Annotated in this window: 20 protein-coding genes; 9 read left to right on the top strand and 11 right to left on the bottom strand. The window is 70.6% G+C overall.

The window, feature by feature from the left end:
- Positions 1 to 2 precede the first annotated feature (2 nt).
- The 5 genes from GEMRO_RS0101545 (at position 3) to GEMRO_RS32230 (ending at position 5,998) form a co-directional block, all read left to right on the top strand.
- Complete coding sequence (locus GEMRO_RS0101545) at positions 3 to 716, top strand: phosphatase PAP2 family protein (RefSeq protein WP_051329524.1); 714 nt, start codon at positions 3 to 5, stop codon at positions 714 to 716.
- Between the two features lie 69 nt (positions 717 to 785).
- Complete coding sequence (locus GEMRO_RS0101540) at positions 786 to 1,799, top strand: 2-hydroxyacid dehydrogenase (RefSeq protein ID WP_027132604.1); 1,014 nt, start codon at positions 786 to 788, stop codon at positions 1,797 to 1,799.
- Entirely contained in the window at positions 1,796 to 3,289 is a 1,494-nt protein-coding gene (locus GEMRO_RS0101535) for an L-lactate permease (protein ID WP_027132603.1), read from the top strand. The genes GEMRO_RS0101540 and GEMRO_RS0101535 overlap by 4 nt, the downstream gene beginning before the upstream one ends.
- A 129-nt stretch (positions 3,290 to 3,418) precedes the next feature.
- A complete protein-coding gene (locus GEMRO_RS32235; RefSeq protein ID WP_157505414.1) occupies positions 3,419 to 4,048 on the top strand; it encodes a FecR family protein in 630 nt (209 codons plus the stop codon).
- 24 nt (positions 4,049 to 4,072) lie between these two features.
- Complete coding sequence (locus GEMRO_RS32230; RefSeq protein WP_051328565.1) at positions 4,073 to 5,998, top strand: CHASE2 domain-containing protein; 1,926 nt, start codon at positions 4,073 to 4,075, stop codon at positions 5,996 to 5,998.
- Between the two features lie 31 nt (positions 5,999 to 6,029).
- On the opposite strand, the gene GEMRO_RS0101520 is transcribed toward GEMRO_RS32230, so the two are convergent.
- The 7 genes from GEMRO_RS0101520 to GEMRO_RS35595 form a co-directional block, all read right to left on the bottom strand.
- The gene (locus GEMRO_RS0101520; protein ID WP_027132602.1) at positions 6,030 to 6,800 is read right to left on the bottom strand and encodes an SDR family NAD(P)-dependent oxidoreductase; all 771 of its coding nucleotides are present in this window, start codon (positions 6,798 to 6,800) and stop codon (positions 6,030 to 6,032) included.
- 96 nt (positions 6,801 to 6,896) lie between these two features.
- The gene (locus GEMRO_RS26895) at positions 6,897 to 7,892 is read right to left on the bottom strand and encodes a YihY/virulence factor BrkB family protein (protein WP_051328564.1); all 996 of its coding nucleotides are present in this window, start codon (positions 7,890 to 7,892) and stop codon (positions 6,897 to 6,899) included.
- 100 nt (positions 7,893 to 7,992) lie between these two features.
- The gene (locus tag GEMRO_RS0101510; protein ID WP_027132601.1) at positions 7,993 to 8,508 is read right to left on the bottom strand and encodes a c-type cytochrome; all 516 of its coding nucleotides are present in this window, start codon (positions 8,506 to 8,508) and stop codon (positions 7,993 to 7,995) included.
- Positions 8,509 to 8,626: 118 nt separating this feature from the next.
- On the bottom strand, positions 8,627 to 9,664 hold the full coding sequence (locus GEMRO_RS0101505) for a metal ABC transporter substrate-binding protein (protein ID WP_027132600.1): 1,038 nt from the start codon (positions 9,662 to 9,664) through the stop codon (positions 8,627 to 8,629).
- 15 nt (positions 9,665 to 9,679) lie between these two features.
- A complete protein-coding gene (locus tag GEMRO_RS0101500; RefSeq protein ID WP_027132599.1) occupies positions 9,680 to 10,549 on the bottom strand; it encodes a metal ABC transporter permease in 870 nt (289 codons plus the stop codon).
- On the bottom strand, positions 10,546 to 11,301 hold the full coding sequence (locus tag GEMRO_RS0101495) for a metal ABC transporter ATP-binding protein (protein WP_035484580.1): 756 nt from the start codon (positions 11,299 to 11,301) through the stop codon (positions 10,546 to 10,548). Before GEMRO_RS0101495 ends, GEMRO_RS0101500 begins: the two co-directional genes overlap by 4 nt.
- A gap of 5 nt (positions 11,302 to 11,306) precedes the next feature.
- On the bottom strand, positions 11,307 to 11,435 hold the full coding sequence (locus GEMRO_RS35595) for a hypothetical protein (RefSeq protein ID WP_276202816.1): 129 nt from the start codon (positions 11,433 to 11,435) through the stop codon (positions 11,307 to 11,309).
- Positions 11,436 to 11,707: 272 nt separating this feature from the next.
- Here GEMRO_RS35595 and GEMRO_RS0101485 point away from each other — a divergent pair, with 272 nt between their 5' ends.
- Together GEMRO_RS0101485 and GEMRO_RS26890 are read left to right on the top strand one after the other, a co-directional pair.
- Positions 11,708 to 12,994 (top strand): App1 family protein, encoded by a 1,287-nt coding sequence (locus GEMRO_RS0101485; RefSeq protein ID WP_027132597.1) that lies wholly within the window; start codon positions 11,708 to 11,710, stop codon positions 12,992 to 12,994.
- A gap of 47 nt (positions 12,995 to 13,041) precedes the next feature.
- A complete protein-coding gene (locus tag GEMRO_RS26890; protein ID WP_035484578.1) occupies positions 13,042 to 14,109 on the top strand; it encodes a DUF3616 domain-containing protein in 1,068 nt (355 codons plus the stop codon).
- On the opposite strand, the gene treZ is transcribed toward GEMRO_RS26890, so the two are convergent.
- Positions 14,106 to 16,028 carry a malto-oligosyltrehalose trehalohydrolase gene (gene treZ, locus GEMRO_RS26885; RefSeq protein WP_240476567.1) on the bottom strand — a complete coding sequence of 641 codons (1,923 nt, stop codon included), beginning with the start codon at positions 16,026 to 16,028 and terminating at the stop codon, positions 14,106 to 14,108. The two genes, GEMRO_RS26890 and treZ, sit on opposite strands and share 4 nt — an antisense overlap.
- 169 nt (positions 16,029 to 16,197) lie before the next feature.
- Here treZ and GEMRO_RS0101470 point away from each other — a divergent pair, with 169 nt between their 5' ends.
- Positions 16,198 to 17,790 (top strand): alpha-amylase family glycosyl hydrolase, encoded by a 1,593-nt coding sequence (locus tag GEMRO_RS0101470; RefSeq protein ID WP_027132596.1) that lies wholly within the window; start codon positions 16,198 to 16,200, stop codon positions 17,788 to 17,790.
- 41 nt (positions 17,791 to 17,831) lie between these two features.
- On the opposite strand, the gene GEMRO_RS0101465 is transcribed toward GEMRO_RS0101470, so the two are convergent.
- Positions 17,832 to 18,824 (bottom strand): SDR family oxidoreductase, encoded by a 993-nt coding sequence (locus GEMRO_RS0101465; protein WP_027132595.1) that lies wholly within the window; start codon positions 18,822 to 18,824, stop codon positions 17,832 to 17,834.
- A gap of 412 nt (positions 18,825 to 19,236) precedes the next feature.
- On the opposite strand from GEMRO_RS0101465, the gene GEMRO_RS0101460 reads away from it, so the two are divergent.
- Positions 19,237 to 20,718 (top strand): mannitol dehydrogenase family protein, encoded by a 1,482-nt coding sequence (locus GEMRO_RS0101460; RefSeq protein ID WP_157505413.1) that lies wholly within the window; start codon positions 19,237 to 19,239, stop codon positions 20,716 to 20,718.
- A gap of 28 nt (positions 20,719 to 20,746) precedes the next feature.
- Here the strand turns inward: GEMRO_RS0101460 and GEMRO_RS26880 are convergent, their stop codons facing one another.
- Both GEMRO_RS26880 and GEMRO_RS0101450 read right to left on the bottom strand, forming a co-directional pair.
- Positions 20,747 to 21,052, bottom strand: a complete 306-nt coding sequence (locus GEMRO_RS26880) for a putative quinol monooxygenase (RefSeq protein ID WP_051328563.1) — start codon at positions 21,050 to 21,052, stop codon at positions 20,747 to 20,749.
- Positions 21,053 to 21,765: 713 nt separating this feature from the next.
- Complete coding sequence (locus GEMRO_RS0101450) at positions 21,766 to 22,917, bottom strand: flagellin N-terminal helical domain-containing protein (protein WP_027132593.1); 1,152 nt, start codon at positions 22,915 to 22,917, stop codon at positions 21,766 to 21,768.
- Positions 22,918 to 22,966: the final 49 nt, after the last annotated feature.

Raw genomic sequence — 22,966 nt, 5'->3', positions numbered from 1 at the left:
GGATGCGATTGAGCTATTTGCGGGCACTGCCGCGCCCGGATTTCCTGAGCCGCCTTGGACGCTACGAATTCGCCCTGCTGGGTGCGCTGTGCGCGGTGGCGGCGATCGTCCTCGTGTTCGGCCTGATGACCGAGGAGGTGCTGGAGGGAGACACCGGCGGGTTCGACCGGGTCATCCTGCTGGCGCTGCGCAATCCGGCCGACCTGTCCGATCCGATCGGGCCGGCCTGGCTGGAGCGGACGGCAGGGGACATCACCGCACTGGGCGGCGTGCCGGTCCTGACGCTGACCTGTGCCGTGGTGGTGGGCTTCCTCCTGATCCTCCGCCGGCGGGCGATGGCGCTGCTGGTCCTGGTGTCGGCGGGCGGCGGCACCCTGCTTTCGTTCACGCTGAAAATGTTCTTCGAGCGCGCCCGCCCGGACCTGGTGCCGCACGGTGTCGAGGTGTTCACCTCCAGCTTCCCCAGCAGCCACGCGATGATGTCGGCGATGATCTACCTGACGCTGGGGGCGTTGCTGACGCGGGTCCTGCCGGAACTGCGGGTGCGCGCCTATGTCATGATCGTTTCGCTGCTCCTGACCATGCTGATCGGGATCAGCCGGGTCTATCTGGGTGTCCATTGGCCAACCGACGTGCTGGCAGGCTGGATCGTCGGGTCGGCCTGGGCGATGTTCTGCGCTACCGTCGCGTGGTGGATGCAGCGCCGCCGCCGCTGATCCCCTCTGCCGTGCAGGCGGCGCAGGGCGGTGGCGACGGGCGATGATGGAGCATGGGAGGCCCTGCCGATGAACGTCGCGGTGTTCAGCAGCAAGCCCTACGATCGCCGGTTCCTGGAGGCGGCGAACCGGGAGGGCGGGCACCGGCTGACCTTCCTGGAGACACGGCTGTCCCGGGAAACAGTGGCGCTGGCCAGCGGGGCCGAGGTGGTCTGCCCGTTCGTCAACGACGACCTTGGCCCGGCGGTGGTCGAGGAACTGGCGGGCCTGGGCGTCCGGCTGCTGGCCCTGCGCTCCGCCGGGTTCAACCATGTCGACCTGGATGCCGCGGAGCGGCATGGGATCACGGTGGCCAGGGTGCCGGCCTATTCGCCGCATGCCGTGGCCGAGCATACCGTGGCCCTGATCCTGACCCTCAACCGCAAGATCCACCGCGCCTACAACCGGGTTCGCGAGGGCAACTTCGCCCTGGACGGCCTCCTGGGGTTCGACCTGTACGGCAAGACCGCCGGGGTGGTGGGAACCGGACTGATCGGCCAACTGGTCGCGCGGATCCTGACCGGGTTCAGCTGCACCGTGCTGGCGTATGACCCGATGCCCGCGCAGGCCTGCCGGGACATGGGCGTGCGCTATGTGGCGCTCCCGGACCTGCTCGCCGCCAGCGACGTGGTGACCCTGCACTGCCCGCTCACCCCGGCGACCCACCACCTGATCGACGGGGAAGCGCTCGGCCGGATGAAGAAGGGCGCGATGCTGGTCAACACCAGCCGCGGCGCGGTGATCGACACCAAGGCAGTGATCCGGGGCCTGAAAGACGGCACGATCGGCAGCCTGGGCCTCGACGTCTACGAGGAGGAAGCCGACCTGTTCTTCGAGGACCTGTCCGGCCAGTACATCCAGGACGACCTGTTCGCCCGCCTGCTGACCTTCCCCAATGTGCTGATCACCGGGCACCAGGCGTTCTTCACCGAAGAGGCGCTGGGCGCGATCGCCAGCACGACGATCGGCAACATCACCGCCTTCGCGACCACCGGCCGCGCCGTGCACGAGGTGCGGGCCGAGCAGCACACCCGCCGGGCGTGACCGGCGCCCTGGCCGCGGCGGCCCCGCTGGCCGCCGTGCTGGCCCTGATGATCGCACGGCACTGGTCGGCGGCCGCGGCCGGAGGGGCGGGGCTCCTGCTGGCGCTGGCCCTGGCGCTCGGCTGGTTCAACCTGGGCGGCGGTGCTGCCGGTCCGGGCCCGGCCCTGGCCCTGACGGGCGCCTTCCTGGAGGCGTTGCACAGCACAGCCACGATCCTGTGGATCGTGTTCCCGGCCCTGGCCCTCTACGAGCTGCAGGTCCGCACCGGGGCCATGGACCGGATCCGCCAGGCGCTGCTGGCGGTTTCCGACGACCGGCGGATCCTGGCGATCCTGATCGCCTGGTTCTTCGGCCTGTTCATGGAGGGGGCCGCCGGCTTCGGTACACCGGTGGCGCTGGGCGCGCCGCTGCTGGTCGGGATCGGCTATCCGCCGGTGCGGGCAGTGGCCCTGGCGCTGGTCGGCCATGCCGCCGGCGTATCCTTCGGCGCGGTCGGCACGCCGGTGCTGGTGCAGGTCGAGATGACCGGCCTGCCGCCGGTGGGCCTGGCCACCGCCACCGCCCTGCTGCACGGCCTGGCCGGCTGGATCCTGCTGGTGGCGCTGCTCCGCCTGGCGGGCGGTCCCCGGATGGGCTGGCGGGACGGCGCGCTGGCGCTCCTGGCGGCGCTCTGCTTCCTGGTGCCGTTCCTGGCGCTGGCATGGCTCACCGGGCCGGAACTGCCGACGCTGGGTGGCGCCTTTCTCGGCACCGCCCTGTTCCTGGCCGTGCTGCGCCGGCTCCGCCCGCAGCCGGCATCCGGCATGGTGGGGATCGCGGGCGACCTGGCTCCCTACGCGATCATCCTGGGGCTGGTGCTGGCCAGCCGGCTGCTCCCGGGCGCGCCGGAGCTGCTGCGCTCGGCGAGCATCGGCTGGAGCCTGCAGGAGGCGTTCCAGGGCAGCTTCCAGCCGCTCTACCACCCGGACAGCATGCTGCTGCTGGGCCTCCTGGCCGGAGCCGTGCTGACCGGCAGGGCAGGGGCTCTGCCGGCAGCGATGCGCGCAGCGGCGATCTGGCTGGGCCCGGTGGTCCTGGCGCTGGCCGCGATGCTGGCCCTGTCCCGGGTGATGGTGCATGCCGGCATGATCCGGGTCCTGGCGGAGCAGGCGGCGGCCACCGGTGCCGCCTGGCCCTTGCTGGCGCCGGCGGTGGGCGTGCTCGGCACCTTCGTCACCGGCTCAGCCACCGCCTCCAACATCCTGTTCACCGAGTTCCAGCTCGGCACGGCCGAGGCGCTGGCGCTGCCGGTGCTGCCGATGGTGGCGGCCCAGGGGTTCGGGGCGGCGGTCGGCAACATCGTCTGCCCGCACAACATCATCGCCGGCGGCGCCACGGTCGGGCTGCGGAAGCAGGAAGGCGAAGTCCTGGCCAGCACCGCCGCCGCCTGCGCCGCCTATGCCCTGGCCGGCGGCCTGCTCACCGCGATCCTGCTGCGCCTGGCCGGATGAGGCGTCGCGCCCGGGCGCGTCTTTCCCTACCCTGTGGCGCAAACCGGCCTGAGGGTGACGAGGATCCCTGGCGGCAAAGGGCGGCACCATGCCATCAGGCGGGCCCATTTTCGGACCGAGGAGTTCCAGATGGCCGACTGCGGAGCCTTATTTTCGAGGCTGGCCCGGCGCCAGGTGATCGGGGCGGGGGCGGCGGCGCTGGCGCTGCCCCGAACCGTGCTCGCGCAGGGGGAGGGGATCGGCCATGTCCAGGCCCTGCGTGGCCAGGCCTTCGCCCTGACCGGGCAGGCGCGGCGGGCACTGGAGGCGCAGGCACCCCTTTATCTCGGCGACGTGGTCGTCACCGGCCAGGCATCGAGGCTGCAGATCCGCCTCGGGCGGCGCACCCGGCTGGCGCTCGGCGCCAATGCCCGGCTGCGCATCGACCGGTTCGTGATCGCCGACGACAGCGGCGAGTACGAGCTGCAGGCCGGCCCGCTCCTTTTGGAGCACGACGAGAACGGTCCGACCGTTCCAGCTGCCGTGCGCAGCCCCTACGGGCTGATCGCGGTGCGCGGCACCCGGTTCTTCGCCGGCCCCAGCAACGACGTGTTCGGCGTGTTCGTGGCAAGCGGCCGGGTCTCGGTGCAGGCGGCCGGGCGCAGCGTACTGCTGGACGAGGGCGACGGCACCAACATCGCCAGGCCCGGCGCGCCGCCGACCCCGCCAGCACCCTGGGGCGAACGGCGGATCCGCGCCGCATTGGCCAGCGTCCTTTGAGCAGCCGCCCGGTACCGGCGCCCGATGGCGGGTAGGGCCGCACCGGTCCTGGCGGGCGGGCTGGTCCTGGCACTCCTGCTGCTGGCCCACGCCCTGGCGCCGGAGAGCTGGCGGACCCGGATGCTGGACGTGCTGCTGGCGGCGGACGCGCTGCTGGGCAGGCCCGCCGCGCAAACCCCGCTCTTCGAGGTCGTGGTGGTCGACATCGACCGTGAATCCTTGGAGGAGATCGGCCCCTGGCCGTGGCCGCGCCTGACCATCGCGGGGCTGGTGGACGCCGTGGTCGAGCTGGAGCCGGCGGCGCTCGGCATCGACATCCTGTTTGCCGAACCCGACCAGCGCTCGCCCGCCGCCCTGGCCCGGCAGCTGGCGGAGGTGTCCGGACGGGACGACCTGCAGGCCCTGGCGGCAAGCCTGCCGGATGGCGATGCGGAACTCGCCCGGGCGATCGGTGCGCTGCCAGCCGCCCTTGGCTTCGTGCTCGACCCGGAGGGGCGGAGCAGCCTGCCGGGGGCGCCGTTCCTGACGGTCGGCCGACCCGACCTCCGCGCGATCTGGCAGAGCGACGGCGCGGTGGGGCCGGCTCCGGTCCTGCTGCAGGCCGCCTCCGGCCTCGGCACCCTGTCCCTGCCCGGCGGCACGGACGGGATCGTGCGGGAGGTGCCGCTCCTGGTGGCGGCCGGGCCGACGGTCCTGCCGGGGCTGGCGGTGGAGACGCTCCGGCTGGCGGCCGGCGCCCCGATGTTCCGCCTGGATGCCGGCCGGGAGGAGGAGACCCTGCTGGAGGCGGGGGGGCAGCGGATCGTCCTGCCCAAGAGCGCCGTCCTCCGCCTGACCCCGGGGAGTCCGGCGAAGGTGGTGCCGGCCCTGGATCTGCTCCGGGGCGAGCGCCCGGACCTGGCCGGCAGGATCGTCCTGCTCGGCGGCTCCGCGCCGGAGCTGGGCGGGCTGCGCGGGACGCCCTTCGACCCGCTGGTGCCCTCGGTGCAGATCCAGGCGCGGGCGCTGGCCCAGCTCATGGACGGCCAGGTGTTGCGGGACGCGCCGGCCTGGCGCTGGCTGGAGCCGGGCGGCAGCCTGATGCTGGGCGGCCTCGCCCTGCTGGCCGCGCTGGTCCTGGGGCCGGCGGCGGGGGCGCTGGTGCTGGGCGCAGCCTGCCTCGCCTGGATCGGTGGCGCGCTGGCTCTCCTGCGCCATACCGACCGGCTGCTCGACCCGGCGGCCCCGCCACTGGTGGCGGCGCTGGTGTTCGCGGTCACCGGGCTTGGCGCCTTCGCCCTGACCCGGCAGCGCGAGCAGCGCCTGCGGGAGAGCTTCGGCCAACGCCTGCATCCGTTCATGGTCGAGCGCCTGGCCCGCCAGCCGGACCGGCTGAAGCTGGCGGGGGAACGGCGCCGGGTGACGGTGCTGGTGACCGACCTGGAGAACTTCACCGGGCTCACCCACCGGATCGAGCCCCAGGAACTGATCGTTATTCTCGACCGCTACCTGGAGGGCATCAGCAAGATCGTGGTCGCCCATGGCGGGATGATCGACAAGCTGGTCGGCGATTCGGTGCATGCCATCTTCAACGCCCCGGTCGACCTGCCCGACCATGCCTCGCGGGCGCTGGACGCGGCAGAGGCGATCGTCGCCTGGACCGAGGCGTTCCGCCAGGAGGGCGAGGTCGCGGCGCACCGGGTCGGACGCACCCGGATCGGCGTGGAGAGCGGGCTGGTGATCGTCGGGGATGTCGGGATCGGCACAAGGCTGGACTACACCGCCTATGGCGATGCGGTGAACCTCGCAGTGCGCCTGGAGGGGCAGAACAAGCAGCTCGGCACCACGATCCTGCTCGGTCCCAAGGCAGCGGCCTTGGTCACGCCGGGACGGCTGCGTCCGGTGGGCCAGGTGCGCATCCGCGGGCGGGACGAGCCGTTGGAGCTGTTCACCCTGGCCGGCGTGACCTGAGAGCGGTCCCGCCGGCGGCAGGGGCTCCGGATCAGAGGGCGGTGTAGCCGCCGTCGATCATGATGTCGTCGCCGGTGATCAGGTCGGAGGCGGAGGAGGCCAGGAACAGGATCAGGTCGGCGACCTCGATCGGCTGGCCGACCCGGCCGAGCGGCACCTTGGCCAGGAACGGGTCGAGCCTGGCCGGATCGCTCCAGTGCTTCTCGCCCATGGGCGTCATGATCACCGTGGGGCAGACCGTGTTGACCTGGATGTTGTGGGGCGACAGCTCGGCCGCCATCACCTTGGTCATCGCGTTGAGGCCGCCCTTGGAGGCCGCGTAGGTGGCGTGCTCCAGCAGGCCGATCACGCCGGCCTGCGAGCTGATGTTGATGATCTTGCCGCGCCGCTGGGCGATCATCGCCGGAGCCAGGAGCTGGGCCATCAGCAGCGGTGCCCGCAGGTTGATCGCGATCACCTCGTCGAAATGTTCCATGCTGGCGTCGAGCACGCTCTCGGCCAGCCCCATTCCGGCATTGTTCACCAGGATGTCGATGGTGCCCCAGGCTTCCAGCGCCTGCTGCGCGGCACGCCGGCCGCCCTCGACCGTGGCAAGATCCGCCTCGATCACCAGGCAGCGCCGGCCCTTGGCCTCGACCGCCGCCTTGGTCTCGGCGAGGGCGGCGGTGTCGCGGGCAACCGCCACGATGTCGGCGCCGGCATCGGCCAGCACCCGGCACGCCTCCGCGCCGATGCCCCGCGACGCGCCGGTGACCAGGGCCTTGCGCCCGGTGACGGAAAAACGATCCACGAAATCTGCCATGCCCTTGCTCCCTGAGGCTGCCTGTTGGCGGCGCGCGGAAGGTGGGGCCCGGAAGCGCAAGGGGTCAAGCCGGCAGCAAGTGCTTCGTCTGCCCGGTCAGGCGACCCGGGCGACGTTGTCCGCCATCACCGCGCCGCGCCTGCCCATGGGCTTCGGACGGCCAATGGTGGAGTCGTGCTCGGTCTGATGCTCCAGCTCGGCATTGAGCTGGCCGCCGACCAGAACCACGGTGGCCGACAGCCAGATCCAGGTCATGAAGCCGATCACGGCACCCAGCGAGCCGTAGGTGGCGTCGTAGTTGCCGAACCGGCTGACATACCAGGAGAACAGGACCGAGCCGCCCACCCAGACCAGCGCCGCCAGGATGCTGCCCGGGGTCACCCAGCGCCATTGCGGGCTCTTGCGGCTGGGGCCGAACCGGTAGAGGGCGGCCAGCAGCACGACGATCATCGCCAGCAGGAACGGCCAGCGCACCAGGCGCAGGAGCAGGTCGTTCATGGCACCCAGGCCGACGAAGTTCAGGACGATCGGCAGGCCGACCACGGCGGCCAGCGACACGATCACGAACACGATCGAGCACAGGGTGAACAGGAGGGTCACCGCCGTGCGCCAGATGAAGCTGCGCTTCTCCTTCTCCTCGTAGACGACGTTCAGCGCGTCGAACATCGCCTTGGTCCCCTGGTTGGAGGTCCACAGCGCGGTGGCGATGCCGGCGATCGCGCCGAAGCTCAAGGCGGAGCTCTGGGTGGCGGCCAGGCCCTGGAGCTGCTGGGTCAGGAGGTCCAGCCCGCCGCCCGGCACCACGCCCTCCAGCATCGCGATCTGCTGGGTCACCGTGTCCGGGTCGAAGACCATGCCGTAGAGCGAGACCAGGGCGGCGACGCCCGGGAAGATCGACAGCAGCACGTAGAAGGTGACCGCGGCCGCCTCGGTGGTCAGCCGGTCCTCGGAGGTCTGCGAGACCACGCGCTTAAGGATCTGCCACCAGCCGCGCGGCGGGATCTCGGTCGGCTTGGTGGCCTGGTGGCCATGGCCCTTCGGCGCCGGATCTCCCGGACCGATGGTCTCGTCCCGCTTGCTGTTGAGTGTCATCGGCCGCAATCGCTTGTTCCTGGCAGGCTGGGCCGCATCCTGGCCCCGCAGGCGCGGCCAGGGTGCGACCCAGTTCTAACTGGCGACGGCGGCCCTGGTTCTAGTTCTTCGGCTGATCGCCGGCTGCCTGGGGCATGACCACGGTCAGGTAGGGAGAGGTGGCGGCCTCGTCCGGGCCGAACGGGCCGGGCACCTTGTTGGCGATCGGGGGCAGGTTCTTCAGGTAGCCCGCCAGGGCCGCGGCATCCTCGTCGTTGAGGGCCGCGTAGGCGTGCCACGGCATCACCGGGGCCAGCTCGCGCCCATCCGGCCGCACACCCTCGCGCACGGCGCGGATGATGTCGTCCTCGCTCCACCCGGCCAGGCCGGTCTCGTCCGAGGTCAGGTTGGGCGGATAGAAGACACCCAGGCCCGGGACCATGAACCCGACCTCGGAGCCGGCCAGGTAGCGGGCATGGTCGGGCTGGCCCAGAAAGACGCCCGGGGTGTGGCAGCCGCCGCAATCCATGATCCTGGACAGGTACTCACCCCGGCCGGCCTCGCCGCCGGCTGCCTGGGCGATGCCCGAGAGCAGGACCGGGGCCAGCCCGGCCATCATCATCCATGTTGCCTTCATCGTTCACTCCCCCAGCCGCCGCGGCGGCCGGCCATTCGTCACGACGCACCAGCGCGTTCACGAAATAACAAGGGGCCTGCGTAGGAAGTGTGATGTGCAGCACAGCGTTCCGGAAACGTCAATTCTCCGTCATCGCCCGGCTGAGCTGGTCCACGTTCCAGGCAAACATTCTCTCGTAGGTCGGCGCATTGCCGTCCGGGCCGGACAGGGCGTCGGAGTAGAGCGCGCCGCCGACCACCGCTCCGGTTTCCCGGGCGATCTGGTCGGAGAGCCGGGTGTTGGAGATGTTCTCCACGAACACCGCCGTGACCCGCTGCTCCCGGACCTGGTCGATGATCCGGGCCACGTCCGCCGCCGACGCCTCGGCTTCGGTCGAGGTCCCGAGCGGGGCGATGAAGGTGATGCCGTAGGCATCGCCGAAATAGCCGAAGGCATCGTGGGTGGTCACCACCCGCCGGCGCTCCGCCGGAATCGCGGAAAAGCGCGCCTTGATCTCGCTGTCCAGGGCCTGGAGCCGGGCGACATAGGCCTCGGTCGCCTCGCGATAGGCATCGGCGTTCCCGGGATCCGCCTCAGCCAGGCCCGCCCCGATGGCGCGCGCATAGGCGACGCCGTTGGCGAGATCCTGCCAGGCATGCGGATCCTCCGGTCCATGGTCGTGCCCCTCATGGCCGGCATGGTGTTCGTCGTGGTCCGCATGCTCGCCGTCATGGCCGGCGTGATCGTCGTGATCCTCGTGGCCGGCATGGTCGTCATGATGGTCGTCGTGGCCGTCATGACCGTCCTCGTCGGGCGCAGCACCAAAGGAACGGGGGGGCACCCCGGCGGAGGCGACCACGGTTTCGCCCTGGAAGCCCGAGGCGTCCAGGAGCCTGGGCAGCCAGTTCTCGAAGCCCAGGCCATTGATCACCAGGAGATCTGCCGCCGCGATCTTCCTGGCATCGGCGGGGGTCGGCTCATAGACATGGGCGTCGCCGTCAGGCCCCACCAGGGTGGTAAGCGCCACATGGTCGCCTCCGATCTCCCGGACCATGTCGGCCAGGATCGAGAAGCTGGCGACGACCTCGAGCGGCGCTTCGTCGGCGAAAGCCATCGGCGCATGGGCGGCGAGCGGCAGGCCCGCCAGGAGGGCCAGGGCGGTTCGGCGCATGAACATGGGACAGGGGCCTTGTCAGCGTTGCAGGTGGCGCAGGCGGAGGGCCGAGGCGGCGAGGCTGCCATGCCGGCCGAGCAGCAGCGAGGCGCCATAGATGGCGCCGGCCGCCAGGATGATGGCCGGCGAGGCCGGCAGGCTCTGGTGGTAGGAGAACAGGAGGCCGGCCGTGCAGGCGGCGATGCCGATAACCGTCGCGGCTGCCATCTGGCCCGGCACGCTTTCCGACCAGAACCGGGCGGCGGCGGCCGGCAGCATCATGATGCCCACGACCATCAGCGTGCCCAGGGCATGGAAGCCGCCGACCAGGTTCAGCACGACCAGGGCGAGGAAGACCATGTGCGCGGCGATCCCCAGGCCGCCGACCGAGCGCAGGAAGCCCGGGTCCAGGCACTCCACGATCAGCGCCCGGTAGATCACCGCCAGCGCCAGCAGGGTCACCGAGGCCACTCCGGCAATCAGGATCAGGGCCGGATTGTCCAGGGCCAGGACGGTGCCGAACAGCACGTGGAGCAGGTCGACGCTGGAGCCGCGCATGGAAACCAGCAGCACGCCCAGGCCCAGCGACACCAGGTAGAAGGCGGCGAAGCTCGCATCCTCGCGCAACGGCGTCAGCCGGGACACCAGCCCGGCCAGCAATGCCACGGTCAGCCCGGTGACGATCCCGCCGATGGTCATCGCCACCAGCGAGAGGCCGGCCACCAGGAAGCCCGCGGCCGCCCCCGGCAGGATCGCGTGGGCCATGGCGTCGCCCATCAGGCTCATCCGGCGCAGCACCAGGAGGACGCCCAGCGGGCAGGCGCCCACCGACAGGGCGAGGCAGCCGACCAGGGCGCGGCGCATGAAGCCGTAGTCGAGGAACGGCTGGATCAGGAGGTCCATCATCATGCGGCCTGCCGGGCACAGGTGGCGGCGCTCTCGTCCCAGGCCTCGCTCATCCGCCTGGCCGCCGCCAGGTTGGCAGAGGACAGAACCGAGCGGGCAGGGCCCCAGGCAACCTTCTCGCGCGCGATCAGCAGGGCTTCGGGGAAATGCTCGCGCACCAGCTCCAGGTCGTGCAGCACCGCGATGATCGTGCGCCGCTCGCCGTGCCAGCGGTGGATCAGGTCCATCAGGTCGCGGGTGGTGCGGGCGTCCACCGCCGCGAACGGCTCGTCCAGGAGCAGCAGCCTGGAATCCTGCAACAGCATCCGCGCGAACAGCGCGCGCTGGAGCTGGCCACCGGACAGCGTGCCGATGGTGCGCCGCTCAAAGCCCTCCAGCCCGACCGCGGCGATGGCAGCGCGCGCCTGCTCCAGATGCACGCCGGCAATCCGCCCGAACATCCCGACCCGCCGCCAGGCCCCCAGCGCCACCAGGTCCAGCACGTTGATCGGGAAGGAGCGGTCGAGCTCGGCGATCTGCGGCAGGTAGGCGATGTCGCGACGGTCGATGCCGCCAATCTCGAGCTGGCCCGAATCCGGGCGCAGCGTGCCCATGATGCCCTTCAGCAGGGTGGACTTGCCGGCACCGTTCGGGCCGACCAGGGCGGTCAGCGAGCCCGGCGCGAACCGGCCGCTGAGGTGATGGACCGCCGGATGGCGCCGGTAGCTGAAGGTCAGGTCGCGCAGCTGCACGGCCGGACCGGCCGCGGCCTGCAAGTCGATCACCACTGGTCGCTGGCCCAGGCCACGGCGACCCAAAGGGCAGCGATCACCAGAAGCACCGGGACCAGCCGGTCCAGGGCGGAGCGCTGCAGCAAGGAGACATGATGCCGATGGGAATGCTTGGCCAAGGGAAATCGGATCCAGGTCAGGACGGTCAGAGAGTGGCAGATCTGTATGTTATAACATGACGCAAAGCAAGGCAGGCGTGCGGGAGCGTTCGGCCAACAGGCCGGGCGCCGCCGGAGAATCGCGGTTCGCCCGGGATCGGAGGGAGACGTCAGGCGTTGAGACCTGAAGGCGGTGCATGACCGCCCGCAGCGTCCACGCCCGGGCGCCGTCGATCCCGCGACGGACCGGCGGCGTCCCACCAGATCTCCAGGCGGAGCGGAGAAGGATCAGCATGAGCGTCGGCGGCAGCTTCAAGACCCTCCGGAAGACCAGCTTCCGGATCCTGAAGAAGATCGCCCGTCCCGCGCGCCGGGCGCAGGGTCGCCGTGGCGTCGTGCTGGAGCCCTATCGCGGCTATGGCTCGCGCAACGAGATCTTCCTGATCGGCAGGGCGTTCTGGCAGTCCCATCACGAGCAGACCGCTGGCGAGAACGAACTGGCGGCCGACCTGCGCGACATCGCCCGGCGGCTGGTCCGGCGCGCGGTGCGCGGCGCCAAGGTGACTGCCCGGTTCTGCGGTACCGAGCAGCAGTTCGAGACCGATCGCGACGGCTATTTCCGGGTGCATCTGCGTCCGGCCGAGGCCCCGCCCCACGACCGGGCCTGGCATGTGGTCGGCCTGAACATGGCCGAGCCGCGTCCGGTGCAGGCCCAGGCCACCGTGTTCATCCCGCCCGACCACTGCCGCTATGTCGTGATCAGCGACATCGACGACACGGTCATGCATACCGGCGTCGCCAACAAGCTGAAGATGCTGTGGCGCCTGTTCGTGGAGGATGCCGCCGACCGGGTGGCGTTCCCGGGCGTGGCGGCGCTGTACCGGGCCTTCCATGCCGGCCGAGACGGCAACGAGGGCAACCCGATGCTCTACGTGTCGCGGGCGCCCTGGGGCATCTACGACGTGCTCGACGAGTTCTTCGACCGCAACCGGATCCCGATCGGGCCGATCCTGTTCCTGCGGGAATGGGGGATCAGCTGGAAGAGCCCGCTGCCGCGCAAGGCCGAGGACCACAAGCGCGACCTGATCCGCAACATGCTGGCCCTCTACGGCAACCTGCCGTTCATCCTGATCGGCGACAGCGGCCAGCACGATCCGGAGGTCTACCGCGAGATCGTCGAGGAGCATCCCGGACGGGTGCTGGCCGTCTACATCCGCAACGTATCGCGTGACCCGCGCCGGATCGACGAGATCAACCGGCTGGCCGTGGCGGTGGCCGAGGCGGGCAGCTCGCTGCTGCTGGCCGGGGACACCATGGCGTTCGCCGAGCATGCGGTGGAGCACGGGCTGCTGGCCAAGGCGAGCCTGCCCGAGGTGGCCGGCGAGTGCGCAGCCGACGCCGCCACGGCCGGTGCCGGACCAAAGGCGGCCGCCTCTCCGCCCCGCATGCACCATGTCCACCGCTCCACTCCCGACGCGACCGCCCGGGCGGTCTCCGAGGGCGAGCTCCGGCAGGTCCTGGAGGGCGACGGCGACGACGAGCCGCCGAGTGTGGTGGTCGAGCCCGGCCGGCGCCCCTAGCCGCCAGCCCCATTTGCGCAAGCGCCCATCCATTTCGGGAGACCTACATGGCCAAGTCCAAGTCCCGGCAGCTCCGCACGGTCCGGCTCGACTTTGGCGGCGTCGGCAACATCGAACGGGAGGGCCTGGTGCGCGCCGACCTCTCGGCGGTCGCCGCCACCGGTGATTTCCTCTGGCTGGGCACCGACGAAGGAGCCGCCGTGGACCGGCTGCGCAAGCTCGGTGACAACCGCTACGGCGAGCACAAGGCGTTCGACCTGAAGGACATGCTCAAGCTGCCGTCGCCCGAGGAGGATGCCGAGATCGACATCGAGGGCATGGATGCGGACAGCGGCTGCCTCTGGGTGGTGGGCTCGCACTCGTACACCCGCGACAAGCCCGAGCTCGACGAGAACGATCCGGACCAGGCCCTGGACGAGCTGGCCGAGGTCGACCGCAACCCGAACCGGCGGATGCTGGCGCGGATTCCCCTGGCGAAGCTGGGCGGGCAGGGCGGCGAGGACCAGGAGGTGGCGCAGCTCAAGGCAAAGAAGAAGACCAGCGCGCTCCTGGATGTCCTGGAGGACGACCGCCATCTCGGCCCCTTCATGGACGTGCCGGCCAAGGAGAACGGGTTCGACGTCGAGGGGCTGGCGGTGCGTGGCGGGCAGGTCCTGCTCGGCCTGCGCGGGCCGGTGCTGCGCGGCTGGGCGATGGTCCTGGAGCTGCGGGTGGAGGTCGACGGCAGCAAGCTGAAGCTGCTGCCGATCACGCCTGCCGGACGCTGCTACCGCAAGCATTTCCTCGACCTGGAGGGCTGCGGGATCCGCGACCTGTGCTTCCTGGACGGCGACCTGCTGATCCTGGCCGGCCCAACCATGGACCTGGACGGGCCGATCCGGCTGCATCGTTGGCGTCCCTCCACCTTCCAGGTGGAGGACACCATCACCGCGGCGGACAAGTGCCCGGTCGTGCTGGACCTCCCGGTCGGGCGCGGCACCGACCATGCCGAAGGCATCGCGCTCCTGCCGGGTTCGGAGGGGCGGGAACTGCTGGTGGTGTATGACAGTCCCGCCAAGAGCCGCATCCACGGCGAGCGCGCGGTGGATGCCGACGTGATGGCCCTGGACGGCTAGACGGCCGGCGGGGCTCCCGCCTTGCCGGGCGCGACGGCTGCCAAGACGATCGCGGCATGGCCCGGGATGTGCCAGCCCTGTTCGGAATGCACCTCCGAGGTGCCGCTGCCGCCATAGGCCGGCCGCTCGCTCGACCAGCGCATCGTCCAGGCACGCTCCTCCGGCGGCGCCAGCAGCGGCTCGGCGATGCTGGCGTGGTGCAGGTCGGTGCCGAGATTGACGAGCAGCAGGCAATCGTCGCCACAACCGCCGAAGAAGCGCAGCAGGAAGGCATCCCGGCCCAGCACCGCGCCGTCGACGCAGCCGGGCTCCTGGCGGGCGAAGGCAGGATCCTCGCGGCGCATCTGCAGGAGGTCGCGATGCATCGCCAGGATCGGCGCGTGCCGCTCGACCTCCGCCCAGTCGATCCGGCACCGCTCGAACACCTCGATTGAGCTAGGATCGGCCAGGGCGGCCTGCATCTCCGGTGAGCTCATGCTCGGGAACTGGCCAAGGAACTCCTTGCGGCCCCGGCGCACCATCTCGGCAAGCTCGGGCTTGTGGTCGGCGAAATAGAAGAAAGGGGAGGAGGCCCAGAACTCCTGGCCCTGGAACAGCATCGGCGTCCCCGGCATCAGCAGGGTCAGCGCGGTCATTGCCCGCGCCTGGCCGGGGCTGGTCATCTGGTGGAAGCGCAGCCCGCAGCCGGTGTTGGCGATCTGGTCGTGGTTCTGGGTGAACACGACCATGGAGGTCGGCGGCAGGTCGAGCCCGGGCGTGCCGCGCGGCTTGCCCTGGTGGGCGTAGCGCTGCCCCTGGAAGAGGTAGCCGTACTTGGCGGCGGAAATGAATTCCTGCGGGCTGCCCTGGTGGTCGGCGTAGTAGGCCTCGTTGCGGCCGGTGAGCGCCACCATGGCCGAGTGGTGCAGGTCGTCGTTCCACAGGGCGTCGAGCCCGAAGCCGCCCTTGGCCGGCGGGCGTACCAGCCGGGTCTGCTGCGGCTCGTTCTCCCCGATCAGCACGATGTCCCGGCCGTTGGCCGCGGCGCGCGCCGCGCGGGCGATCGCCGCGATCACATGGTCGTCGGAGGAGTCGAAGATGCTCTGGGTGGCGTCCAGCCGCAGCCCGTCGAAGTGGAACCGGTCGATCCAGTAGGCCGCGTTGGCGATGAAGAAGGCGCGGACTCCCTCGCAATCGGGCCCGTCGAAGTTGATCGCCTGTCCCCAGTCGGTGGTGTAGCGGTCGGTGAAGTAGGAGGGGGTGAAGCTGGAGAGATAGTTCCCGTCCGGCCCGAGGTGGTTGTAGACCACGTCCAGGATCACCCCGATGCCAAGCCCGTGGGCGGCGTCGACGAAGGCCCGCAGATCGTCGGGCGTGCCGTAGAGATGGGTGGGGGCGAACAGTCCCACGCCGTCATAGCCCCAGCCGAACCGACCCGGGAAGTCGTGGACCGGCATCATTTCGATCAGGGTGATCCCGGTCTCGCGCAGGAACGGCAGCCTGGCTGCGGCGGCGGCCCAGGTCCCCTCGGGGGTGAAGGTGCCGACATGCATCTCGTAGACCACCTGGCCCTCGATCCGCACCCCCCGCCAGTCCTGGTCCCGCCAGCGGTAGCCGTCTGGATCCACCACCTCGGAGGGGCCGTGCGGGCCCTCCGGTTGCCAGTGGGAGGCGGGATCGGGGCAGAGCGTGGTGTCGTCGAGGCGGAACCGGTAGCGGGATCCGGCCTGGGCATCGGGATGGAGCCCGGCGAAATATCCGCCCGGCTCGGGAAAGAGCGGCCACTCGTCGCCGCCCTCCAGGGCCACCGCGACGCTGGTCCGGGCCGGGGCCCAGACCCGGAACGAGACGCCGTTCGGGGTGACTTCCGCGCCCATGGGATAGCGCCGGGGCGCAGCGCCCAACACGGGAGCGGCCAGTATGTTCGCCATCTCGCTCATCGGCATCCTCGGACGGGGGGATGAAGGTGGATCCGAGCCAGAACCGGCGCGGGCTCCGGGCGTTCCGGTCTCTCGCGGCCTCGTTACGGGGGAACCAACCCGGATGCGGGCGGCTTGCATGAACGATCGCAGCGCGCCGTGATGGGCGGCCAACCAGGAGTCGTGCCTGATGCCGGAGACAACTTGGTGGAAACACGGGATCGTCTACCAGATCTACCCGCGTTCCTTCCAGGATACCGACGGCGACGGGATCGGGGACCTGGAGGGCATCCGCCGGCGGCTGGACCATCTGGCCTGGCTGGGCGTCGACGCCGTGTGGGTGTCGCCGATCTATCCCTCGCCGATGGCGGATTTCGGCTACGATGTCGCCGACTATTGCGGCATCGACCCGATGTTCGGGACCATGGACGACTTCGACCGGCTGGTGGGCGAGATCCATGCCCGCGGGCTGAAGCTGATCCTGGACTTCGTGCCGAACCACACCTCCGACCAGCATCCATGGTTCCAGGAGAGCCGCCGGTCGCGCTCCAGCCCCAAGCGCGACTGGTACATCTGGCGCGATGCGGCGCCGGACGGCGGCCCGCCCAACAACTGGAACAGCAATTTCGGCGGATCGGGCTGGGAGTGGGACGAGGCGACCGGCCAGTACTATTACCACGCCTTCCTCAAGGAGCAGCCGGACTTGAACTGGCGCAATCCGGAGGTGCAGGCGGCGATGCACGACGTCCTGCGCTTCTGGATGAGGCGCGGCGTGGACGGGTTCCGGGTCGACGTGATCTGGCACCTGATGAAGGACGCGACCTTCAGGGACAACCCACCCAACCCCGCCTACGATCCCAGCCAGGGCGACATCAACAAGACCCTGCAGGTCTATTCCACCGACCAGCCCGAGGTGCACGACATCGTTGCCGGGATGCGCTCGGTGCTGGAGGAGTTCGACGACCGGGTGCTGATCGGCGAGATCTACCTGCCGGTGGAACGGCTGGTCGCCTATTACGGCGAGAACCTGGAAGGCGCGCACCTGCCGTTCAACTTCCAGCTCATCCACATGGCCTGGGATGCGGGCGACATCGCCGCCCTGGTGGAGGAGTACGAGGCGGCGATTCCTAAAGGCGGCTGGCCGAACTGGGTGCTGGGCAACCACGACCAGACCCGGATCGCCGGCCGGGTCGGGCCGGCCCAGGCACGGGTCGCGGCCATGCTGCTGCTCACCCTGCGCGGCACGCCCACCATGTATTACGGCGACGAGATCGGGATCGGCCGGGTCGAGATCCCCCCGGGCGCGGTGCAGGATCCGTGGGAGAAGAACGAGCCGGGCCTGGGGCTGGGCCGCGACCCGCAGCGCACGCCGATGCAGTGGGAGGGCTCGCTCCATGCCGGCTTCACCACCGGACGGCCCTGGCTGCCGGTCGCGCCGAACGCCACGGTCTGCAACGTCGCGGCCCTCGCAAAGGACCAGGGCTCGATCCTCACCCTTTATCGCCGGCTCATCGAGTTCCGGCGGCGCCACCCGGCGCTGAGCATCGGCAGCTATGTGGGCGCCCATGTGGACGGCAAGGCATTCGCCTACGAGCGCCGCCACGACGGTGAGCGGCTGCTGATCGCCCTGAACTTCTGCGGCGAGGCGCAGACCGTGCCGCTGCCGGACGATGCGCCGGACGGCCGGATCCTCCTGTCCACCGCGCTGGACCGGGCCGGTGAACCCGCGTCCGGCGAAGTCGGGCTGCGGCCGGACGAGGGGCTGGTCATCCAGCTTGAATGAGCCCGCCCCCCGGCAATGCCGCCGGGATCAGGGCCGGGCCGTCAGCGCCTGGTCCGGGCCGCGACCCGGCTGCCCAGCAGCAGGGCCGCCCCGGCCAGAACCGCCACGCCGACAACCCGGCTGAGGGTGCGGGCGGAGGGCAGGCCTTTGGCATCGCGCCAGCCGCCGCTGGCGTCGACGCCCTCCGGCTGCGGCGCCAGGAGCGAGCCTTCCTGGCGCAGGGCCGGGGAAGCGCGGCGCAGCGCCATGCGCAGGAAGGCACCCATGGCATGCTCGGTCGGGGCCGGCGCCAGCGCATAGGCCAGCTGCAGGGCGCGCGCCGGCCAGCCCACCGCCACCTCGTCCTTGGGCTTGCGCGCCAGCGCCACGAAGGTCTCGGCCACGTCCTCGGGCGCGTAGAGCAGGAGGCCCGGGTCGATCCTGCGGCCGGAGACATTGGCGCCGTGCACGAAGCCCGGCGTGTCGACCACGGCGGGGAACACGGCGCAGACATGGATGCCCGGCTGGTCGCCCAGTTCCTGGCGCAGGCTGGCGGAAAAGCCGCGCAGGCCGAACTTGCTGGCGGTGTAGGCCGCGGCGAACGGCACCGGCGCCCAGGCCCCCATCGAGATGTTGTTGATGAGGATGCCGTGGCCCTGGCGCCGGAACAGGGGCAGCACCGCCGCCGCGCCATGCATGCTGCCCAGGAGGTTCACCTCGATGGTGCGGCGGTGCAGGGCGAGGTCAGCCTGGTCAAAGGCGCCGAACACGCCGGTGCCGGCATTGTTGATCCAGATGTCGATCCCGTCGAATGCCCGCTCCACCGCCTGCGCCAGCCGGGCGACCGCGTCCGGATCGGTGACGTCGGTGGGGATCGCCATCGCCTCGGCCCCGGCATGGCGGCAGGCCTGGGCGGCCTCGTCGAGCGGTCCGGCGCGGCGCGCCGCCAGGGCCACCCGGGCCCCGGCGCGGGCGAAGGCCAGGGCGGCCGCACGGCCGATCCCGCTCGATGCGCCGGTGATGACCACCGACTTGCCCAGCAGATCCCGTTCCATGCGCCTCGTCCTTCTTCGCGGATCCGGCGGCAGGGCCGCCGCCCCTTGTTCCTGGTGCGCCCCTGGCCGGCGGGAGCGGGCAAAACGAGAGCCGAGCGCATCCCGCAGACGCCTGTTGCCGGAACCGGCCGAAGCCTGCCGGCAGGAGCGACGCCCGGCCGTGCCTCCGAGGGAGAAGTCCCGCAGCGGCATCCAAGGGGATACGGGCAAGCGGCGTCCCGGATGACCCGGCGACGCATCCAAGAGTTCAAAAATGGCTGTCCGCCGGACGGCCACGTCCTGGCTTTCCCCGCTTGCGCAAGCCGCAGGTGAAAGGCATCAGGCAGGCGGCAGTTCCGCGGAACAGGACGGTTTCGTCACCCGTGGAAGCCTGTCATCGTCGATGGACGCCTTTGGTTCGGGGAGAAGCGACATGGTTACGCTCGGCGCCAGCACGCTGGCAGCACTGCCGGAGAACGTCGCCCGTCCCGGCTACGACCGCAGCCGCGTCCGGGCCGGCATCGCCCATCTGAGCGTCGGCAACTTCCATCGGGCACACCAGGCGGTCTATCTCGACCAGTGCCTGGCCCTGCCCGAACAGGACGGCTGGGGGATCCTGGGCGTCGGCGTGGTCGACAGCCCGGCGGAGCGGGCCAAGGCCCAGGCCCTGCAGAGCCAGGACGGGCTCTACACCCTCAGCGTGTTCCCGCCGAACGGCGAACCCGCCTGTTCGGTGATCGGCTCGATCGTCGACTATGTGTTCGCGCCGGCCGATCCGGCCCAGGCGGTGGTCAGGCTCGCCGATCGGGCGATCCGGATCGTCTCGATGACGATCACCGAGGGCGGCTACAACATCGACGAGAAGACCGGCGCGTTCCGCCTGGATGCGCCGGACATCGTCCACGACCTCGCCAACCCGGAGATCCCCAGGACCGTGTTCGGCCTGATCGTCGCAGCGCTGGCCCGCCGCCGGGCGGCAGGCATCCCGCCGTTCACCGTCCTGTCCTGCGACAACCTCCAGCACAACGGCAGGATCGCCCGCCAGGCGGTGCTGGCGTTCGCCGGCGCCCGGGACCAGGGTTTCGCCGACTGGATCGGCGCGAACGTGAGCTTCCCCAGCTGCATGGTCGACCGGATCACGCCCGCGGTGCTGCCGGCCGATGTCGGCCGCCTGAACGCCCTGACCGGCGTGGAGGACCAGGCCCCGGTGTTCGCCGAGGACTTCATCCAGTGGGTGGTGGAGGACGATTTCTGCAACGGCCGGCCGGCGCTGGAAAAGGTCGGCGTCCAGTTCACCGGCGACGTGAAGGGCTACGAGCAGATCAAGCTGCGCATGCTCAACGCCTCGCACCTGATGCTGTCCTACCCGGGCCAGGTCGGCGGCTACCGCTTCGTCCACGAGGCGATGGCCGATCCGCGGATCATGGAGCTGCTGCGCACGTTCATGGACAGAGACGTGATCCCGCTGCTGCAGGCTCCGGCCGACATGCCGCTGGACCGCTACCGCGACATCCTGCTGGCGCGCTTCGCCAACCCGGCGATCAACGACCAGAACGCGCGGCTGACCTCGGACAGCGTCTCGAAGATCCCGGTGTTCCTGGGCGAGACGATCCGCGACTGCCTGGAGCAGAACCGCGACCCGCGCCGGCTGGCGTTCCTGCTGGCCGGCTTCGTCCGCTATCTCGGCGGGGTCGACGACAAGGGCCAGGCGTTCGAGCCGATCGAGCCGCATCTGGAGGCGGCGGACCAGGCGCTGGTGCAGGATCCGGATCCCCAGGCGCCCTTGCGGATGACGATGCTGAAGCCGTTCGCGCTGGAGGACCACCCGGGCTTCGTCGACAGCTTCCGGCACCATCGCCAGGCGATCGCCGAGCGCGGCATCCTTCCGGCGCTGGAAGCGCTCCTGAAGGACTGACCGCGCCCGCCGTCGGGAGGTGCGGGACTCAGCGGACCTCGGCGAGGATCAGCCGGCGGTTGGCCAGGAGCTTGCGGGTGGCCTCGCCCAGGCCCGGCATGCGCGGGTTCTTCTCGTGGCGGCTGACCGCCGGCTCGTCGGCATAGAGTTCGTTGACCAGCAGCTTGTTGGGGATGGGGGTGCCGTCGCGCTCGATCGGCTTGATCACCTCGAAGCGCAGGCAGCCTTCCTCCTCTTCCAGGGTCAGCCGCGCATGCTCGCTGATCAGCCGGGTGAACTCCTCCTCGTGGCCGTCCAGGATGTCGAACTCGACGATGATGGCGATCTGGGTCAAGGCAGCCTCCCTGTGATGGACCCGTTGCGGGAGCTTCGCTCCTGCCCGAGGACAGGGTGGTAGGACAAGGGCGTTCGGCGCCGCGCGGCCGCAGCCCTGCCGGATCGCCCGGCTGATCCGGGCCTGAGGGGAAGGGTCGGGAAGGGCAGCCGGAACCGGCGCGCCGGCCCAAGGCTGCGGCTTCTTCCCTGTCCATCCTGGAAGCTTGGCACCGGGATGGGGGCCCCCGACCTGGTCCGGAGGCGGCCCCGTCGGGGTGTCGCGGCATCCGGGCATCTGGTTCCGGACCGAAGCCAGGCCACGGGTTGCTCCTATGGAGGCACGGAGCCCACCCCGCCAGCGAGCGGGGCAGCGCGCAGCCCGCCAGCTAGGCTCGAACCATGTCCCTGTCGTCCCAGAGGCGTTGATGCACGGGCGCTGGCGCCATGGCCGCTGCCGGGATAGGAGCCCGAGGCGGGTCGGCCGGAACCCTGGGCGGCCGGGCGAGGCACAGGGTGCCAGAGCCGGCCGCCGGGTCTCCGGAAGAGGGGTGATGCCGCCGGTTCCGCCAGCCGGCACTGTCCCCCGGCATGGCGGCACCCCGGCCGCGCGGCGTGCCTGGGTGCGGTCGGAACGTAGAGGCGCGAGTGGCGAGGGCGGGGCTGGGGCGGCCAGAGCGGCCGGGCGTGCCGCGGCCGATCGTTCTCGATCCGGGTGGCGGCGGGTCGCCGTCGTCACTGCAGGAGTCTGAGAAGATTCTGCGGCATCTGGTTGGCCTGGGCCAGCATCGACACCCCGGCCTGGGTCAGGATCTGCAAGGAGGTGAACCGGGTCATCTCCGCCGCCATGTCGACATCCAGCAGGGTGGAGCGGGCGGCGTCCAGGTTCTCGACGCTGGTGGCGAGGTTGGCCGCGGCGAACTCGAACCGGGACATCATGGCACCCATGTTGGCGCGCGCCGCGTTCAGTTCGGAAATCGCCGCGTCCAGGGCGTCGCCGGCGGTGACCGAACTGCCGGTGGTGCCGACGCTGGTGCCGGTGAGGCCCAGGCTTGCCGGCCGGACGTCGTCGATGTTGATGGTGATCGTGTCGCCCGAGGCCACGCCGACCTGGAAGCTGAGCGTCTCGCCGCCCGCCACCTCGAGCTGGCTCTGCGTGCCGGCGGCGAAGGTCGTGCTGAAGTCGAAATTGCTCAAGGCCAGTTCCAGGCCGGCATGCTCGAACGAGATCCGGCCCTCATGGACCACCGCGTTGGATGCATGGGTGAACTGGACCGTGTCCGAGATCGTGCCGTTGGACAGGGTGAACTGGCCGAGGCTGGAGCCGGCGGTGTAGTCGTAGGCGAGCTGCCAGGTCCCAACCGCGGCGTTGCCGGACAGCCGGGCGGCAATGCCGTTCGCATGGGTGCTGTCCGGGTTGAACAGGCTGTCGGTGGCGGCGCTCAGGTCGATGCTCTTGCCGGAGGCCCCGTTCAGGAGCTGCGCCCCGTTGAATTTGGTCTGCCCGGAGATGTCGCCCACCTCGCTGATCAGTTCCTGGTATTCCAGGTCCAGGAAGTTGCGCTCGCTGTCGGTGATCGAGCCGGACTGGGCCTGCACCGCCAGCGACTTCATGCGCAGCAGGATGTCGGCGATCTTGGCAAGCCCGCCATCGGCGACCTGGAGCAGGCTGGAGGCCTGGGCCGTGTTGACGGCCGCCTGGCGCAGCGCCGACACGTCGGCCCGGATCTTGGTGCCGACGGCGAGCGATGCCGCATCGTCCGACGCCTTGACGATCCGCGAGCCGCTGGAGAGCTTCGCCAGCGAGCTGCCCGCCTGGGCGGAGTTGGCGTTCAGGTAGCGCAGCGCGGTGTTGGCCGCGGTGTTGGTCGTGCCGGTGAGCGGCATGGTCTTCTCCTGCCATCCAGCCGGACGATCGGGTCGGGCCAGGGCGTTA

This window comes from Geminicoccus roseus DSM 18922, from assembly GCF_000427665.1.
Classification (GTDB): domain Bacteria; phylum Pseudomonadota; class Alphaproteobacteria; order Geminicoccales; family Geminicoccaceae; genus Geminicoccus; species Geminicoccus roseus.
The sequence above is the reverse complement of the archived record's forward strand: the minus strand, read 5'-3'. Positions and strand labels throughout refer to the sequence as shown.

Excerpts from the sequence above, each read along its gene's own strand:
- GEMRO_RS0101510 (WP_027132601.1), bottom strand. The coding sequence starts at position 8,508 with ATGAAGGCAACATGGATGATGATGGCCGGGCTGGCCCCGGTCCTGCTC.
- GEMRO_RS26895 (WP_051328564.1), bottom strand. The coding sequence starts at position 7,892 with ATGACACTCAACAGCAAGCGGGACGAGACCATCGGTCCGGGAGATCCG.
- GEMRO_RS0101520 (WP_027132602.1), bottom strand. The coding sequence starts at position 6,800 with ATGGCAGATTTCGTGGATCGTTTTTCCGTCACCGGGCGCAAGGCCCTG.
- GEMRO_RS0101505 (WP_027132600.1), bottom strand. The coding sequence starts at position 9,664 with ATGTTCATGCGCCGAACCGCCCTGGCCCTCCTGGCGGGCCTGCCGCTC.
- GEMRO_RS26890 (WP_035484578.1), top strand. The coding sequence starts at position 13,042 with ATGGCCAAGTCCAAGTCCCGGCAGCTCCGCACGGTCCGGCTCGACTTT.
- GEMRO_RS0101545 (WP_051329524.1), top strand. The coding sequence starts at position 3 with ATGCGATTGAGCTATTTGCGGGCACTGCCGCGCCCGGATTTCCTGAGC.
- GEMRO_RS0101450 (WP_027132593.1), bottom strand. The coding sequence starts at position 22,917 with ATGCCGCTCACCGGCACGACCAACACCGCGGCCAACACCGCGCTGCGC.
- GEMRO_RS0101540 (WP_027132604.1), top strand. The coding sequence starts at position 786 with ATGAACGTCGCGGTGTTCAGCAGCAAGCCCTACGATCGCCGGTTCCTG.
- GEMRO_RS0101485 (WP_027132597.1), top strand. The coding sequence starts at position 11,708 with ATGAGCGTCGGCGGCAGCTTCAAGACCCTCCGGAAGACCAGCTTCCGG.
- GEMRO_RS32235 (WP_157505414.1), top strand. The coding sequence starts at position 3,419 with ATGGCCGACTGCGGAGCCTTATTTTCGAGGCTGGCCCGGCGCCAGGTG.
- treZ (WP_240476567.1), bottom strand. The coding sequence starts at position 16,028 with ATGAGCGAGATGGCGAACATACTGGCCGCTCCCGTGTTGGGCGCTGCG.
- GEMRO_RS32230 (WP_051328565.1), top strand. The coding sequence starts at position 4,073 with ATGGCGGGTAGGGCCGCACCGGTCCTGGCGGGCGGGCTGGTCCTGGCA.
- GEMRO_RS0101465 (WP_027132595.1), bottom strand. The coding sequence starts at position 18,824 with ATGGAACGGGATCTGCTGGGCAAGTCGGTGGTCATCACCGGCGCATCG.
- GEMRO_RS0101470 (WP_027132596.1), top strand. The coding sequence starts at position 16,198 with ATGCCGGAGACAACTTGGTGGAAACACGGGATCGTCTACCAGATCTAC.
- GEMRO_RS0101500 (WP_027132599.1), bottom strand. The coding sequence starts at position 10,549 with ATGATGATGGACCTCCTGATCCAGCCGTTCCTCGACTACGGCTTCATG.
- GEMRO_RS0101460 (WP_157505413.1), top strand. The coding sequence starts at position 19,237 with ATGGTTACGCTCGGCGCCAGCACGCTGGCAGCACTGCCGGAGAACGTC.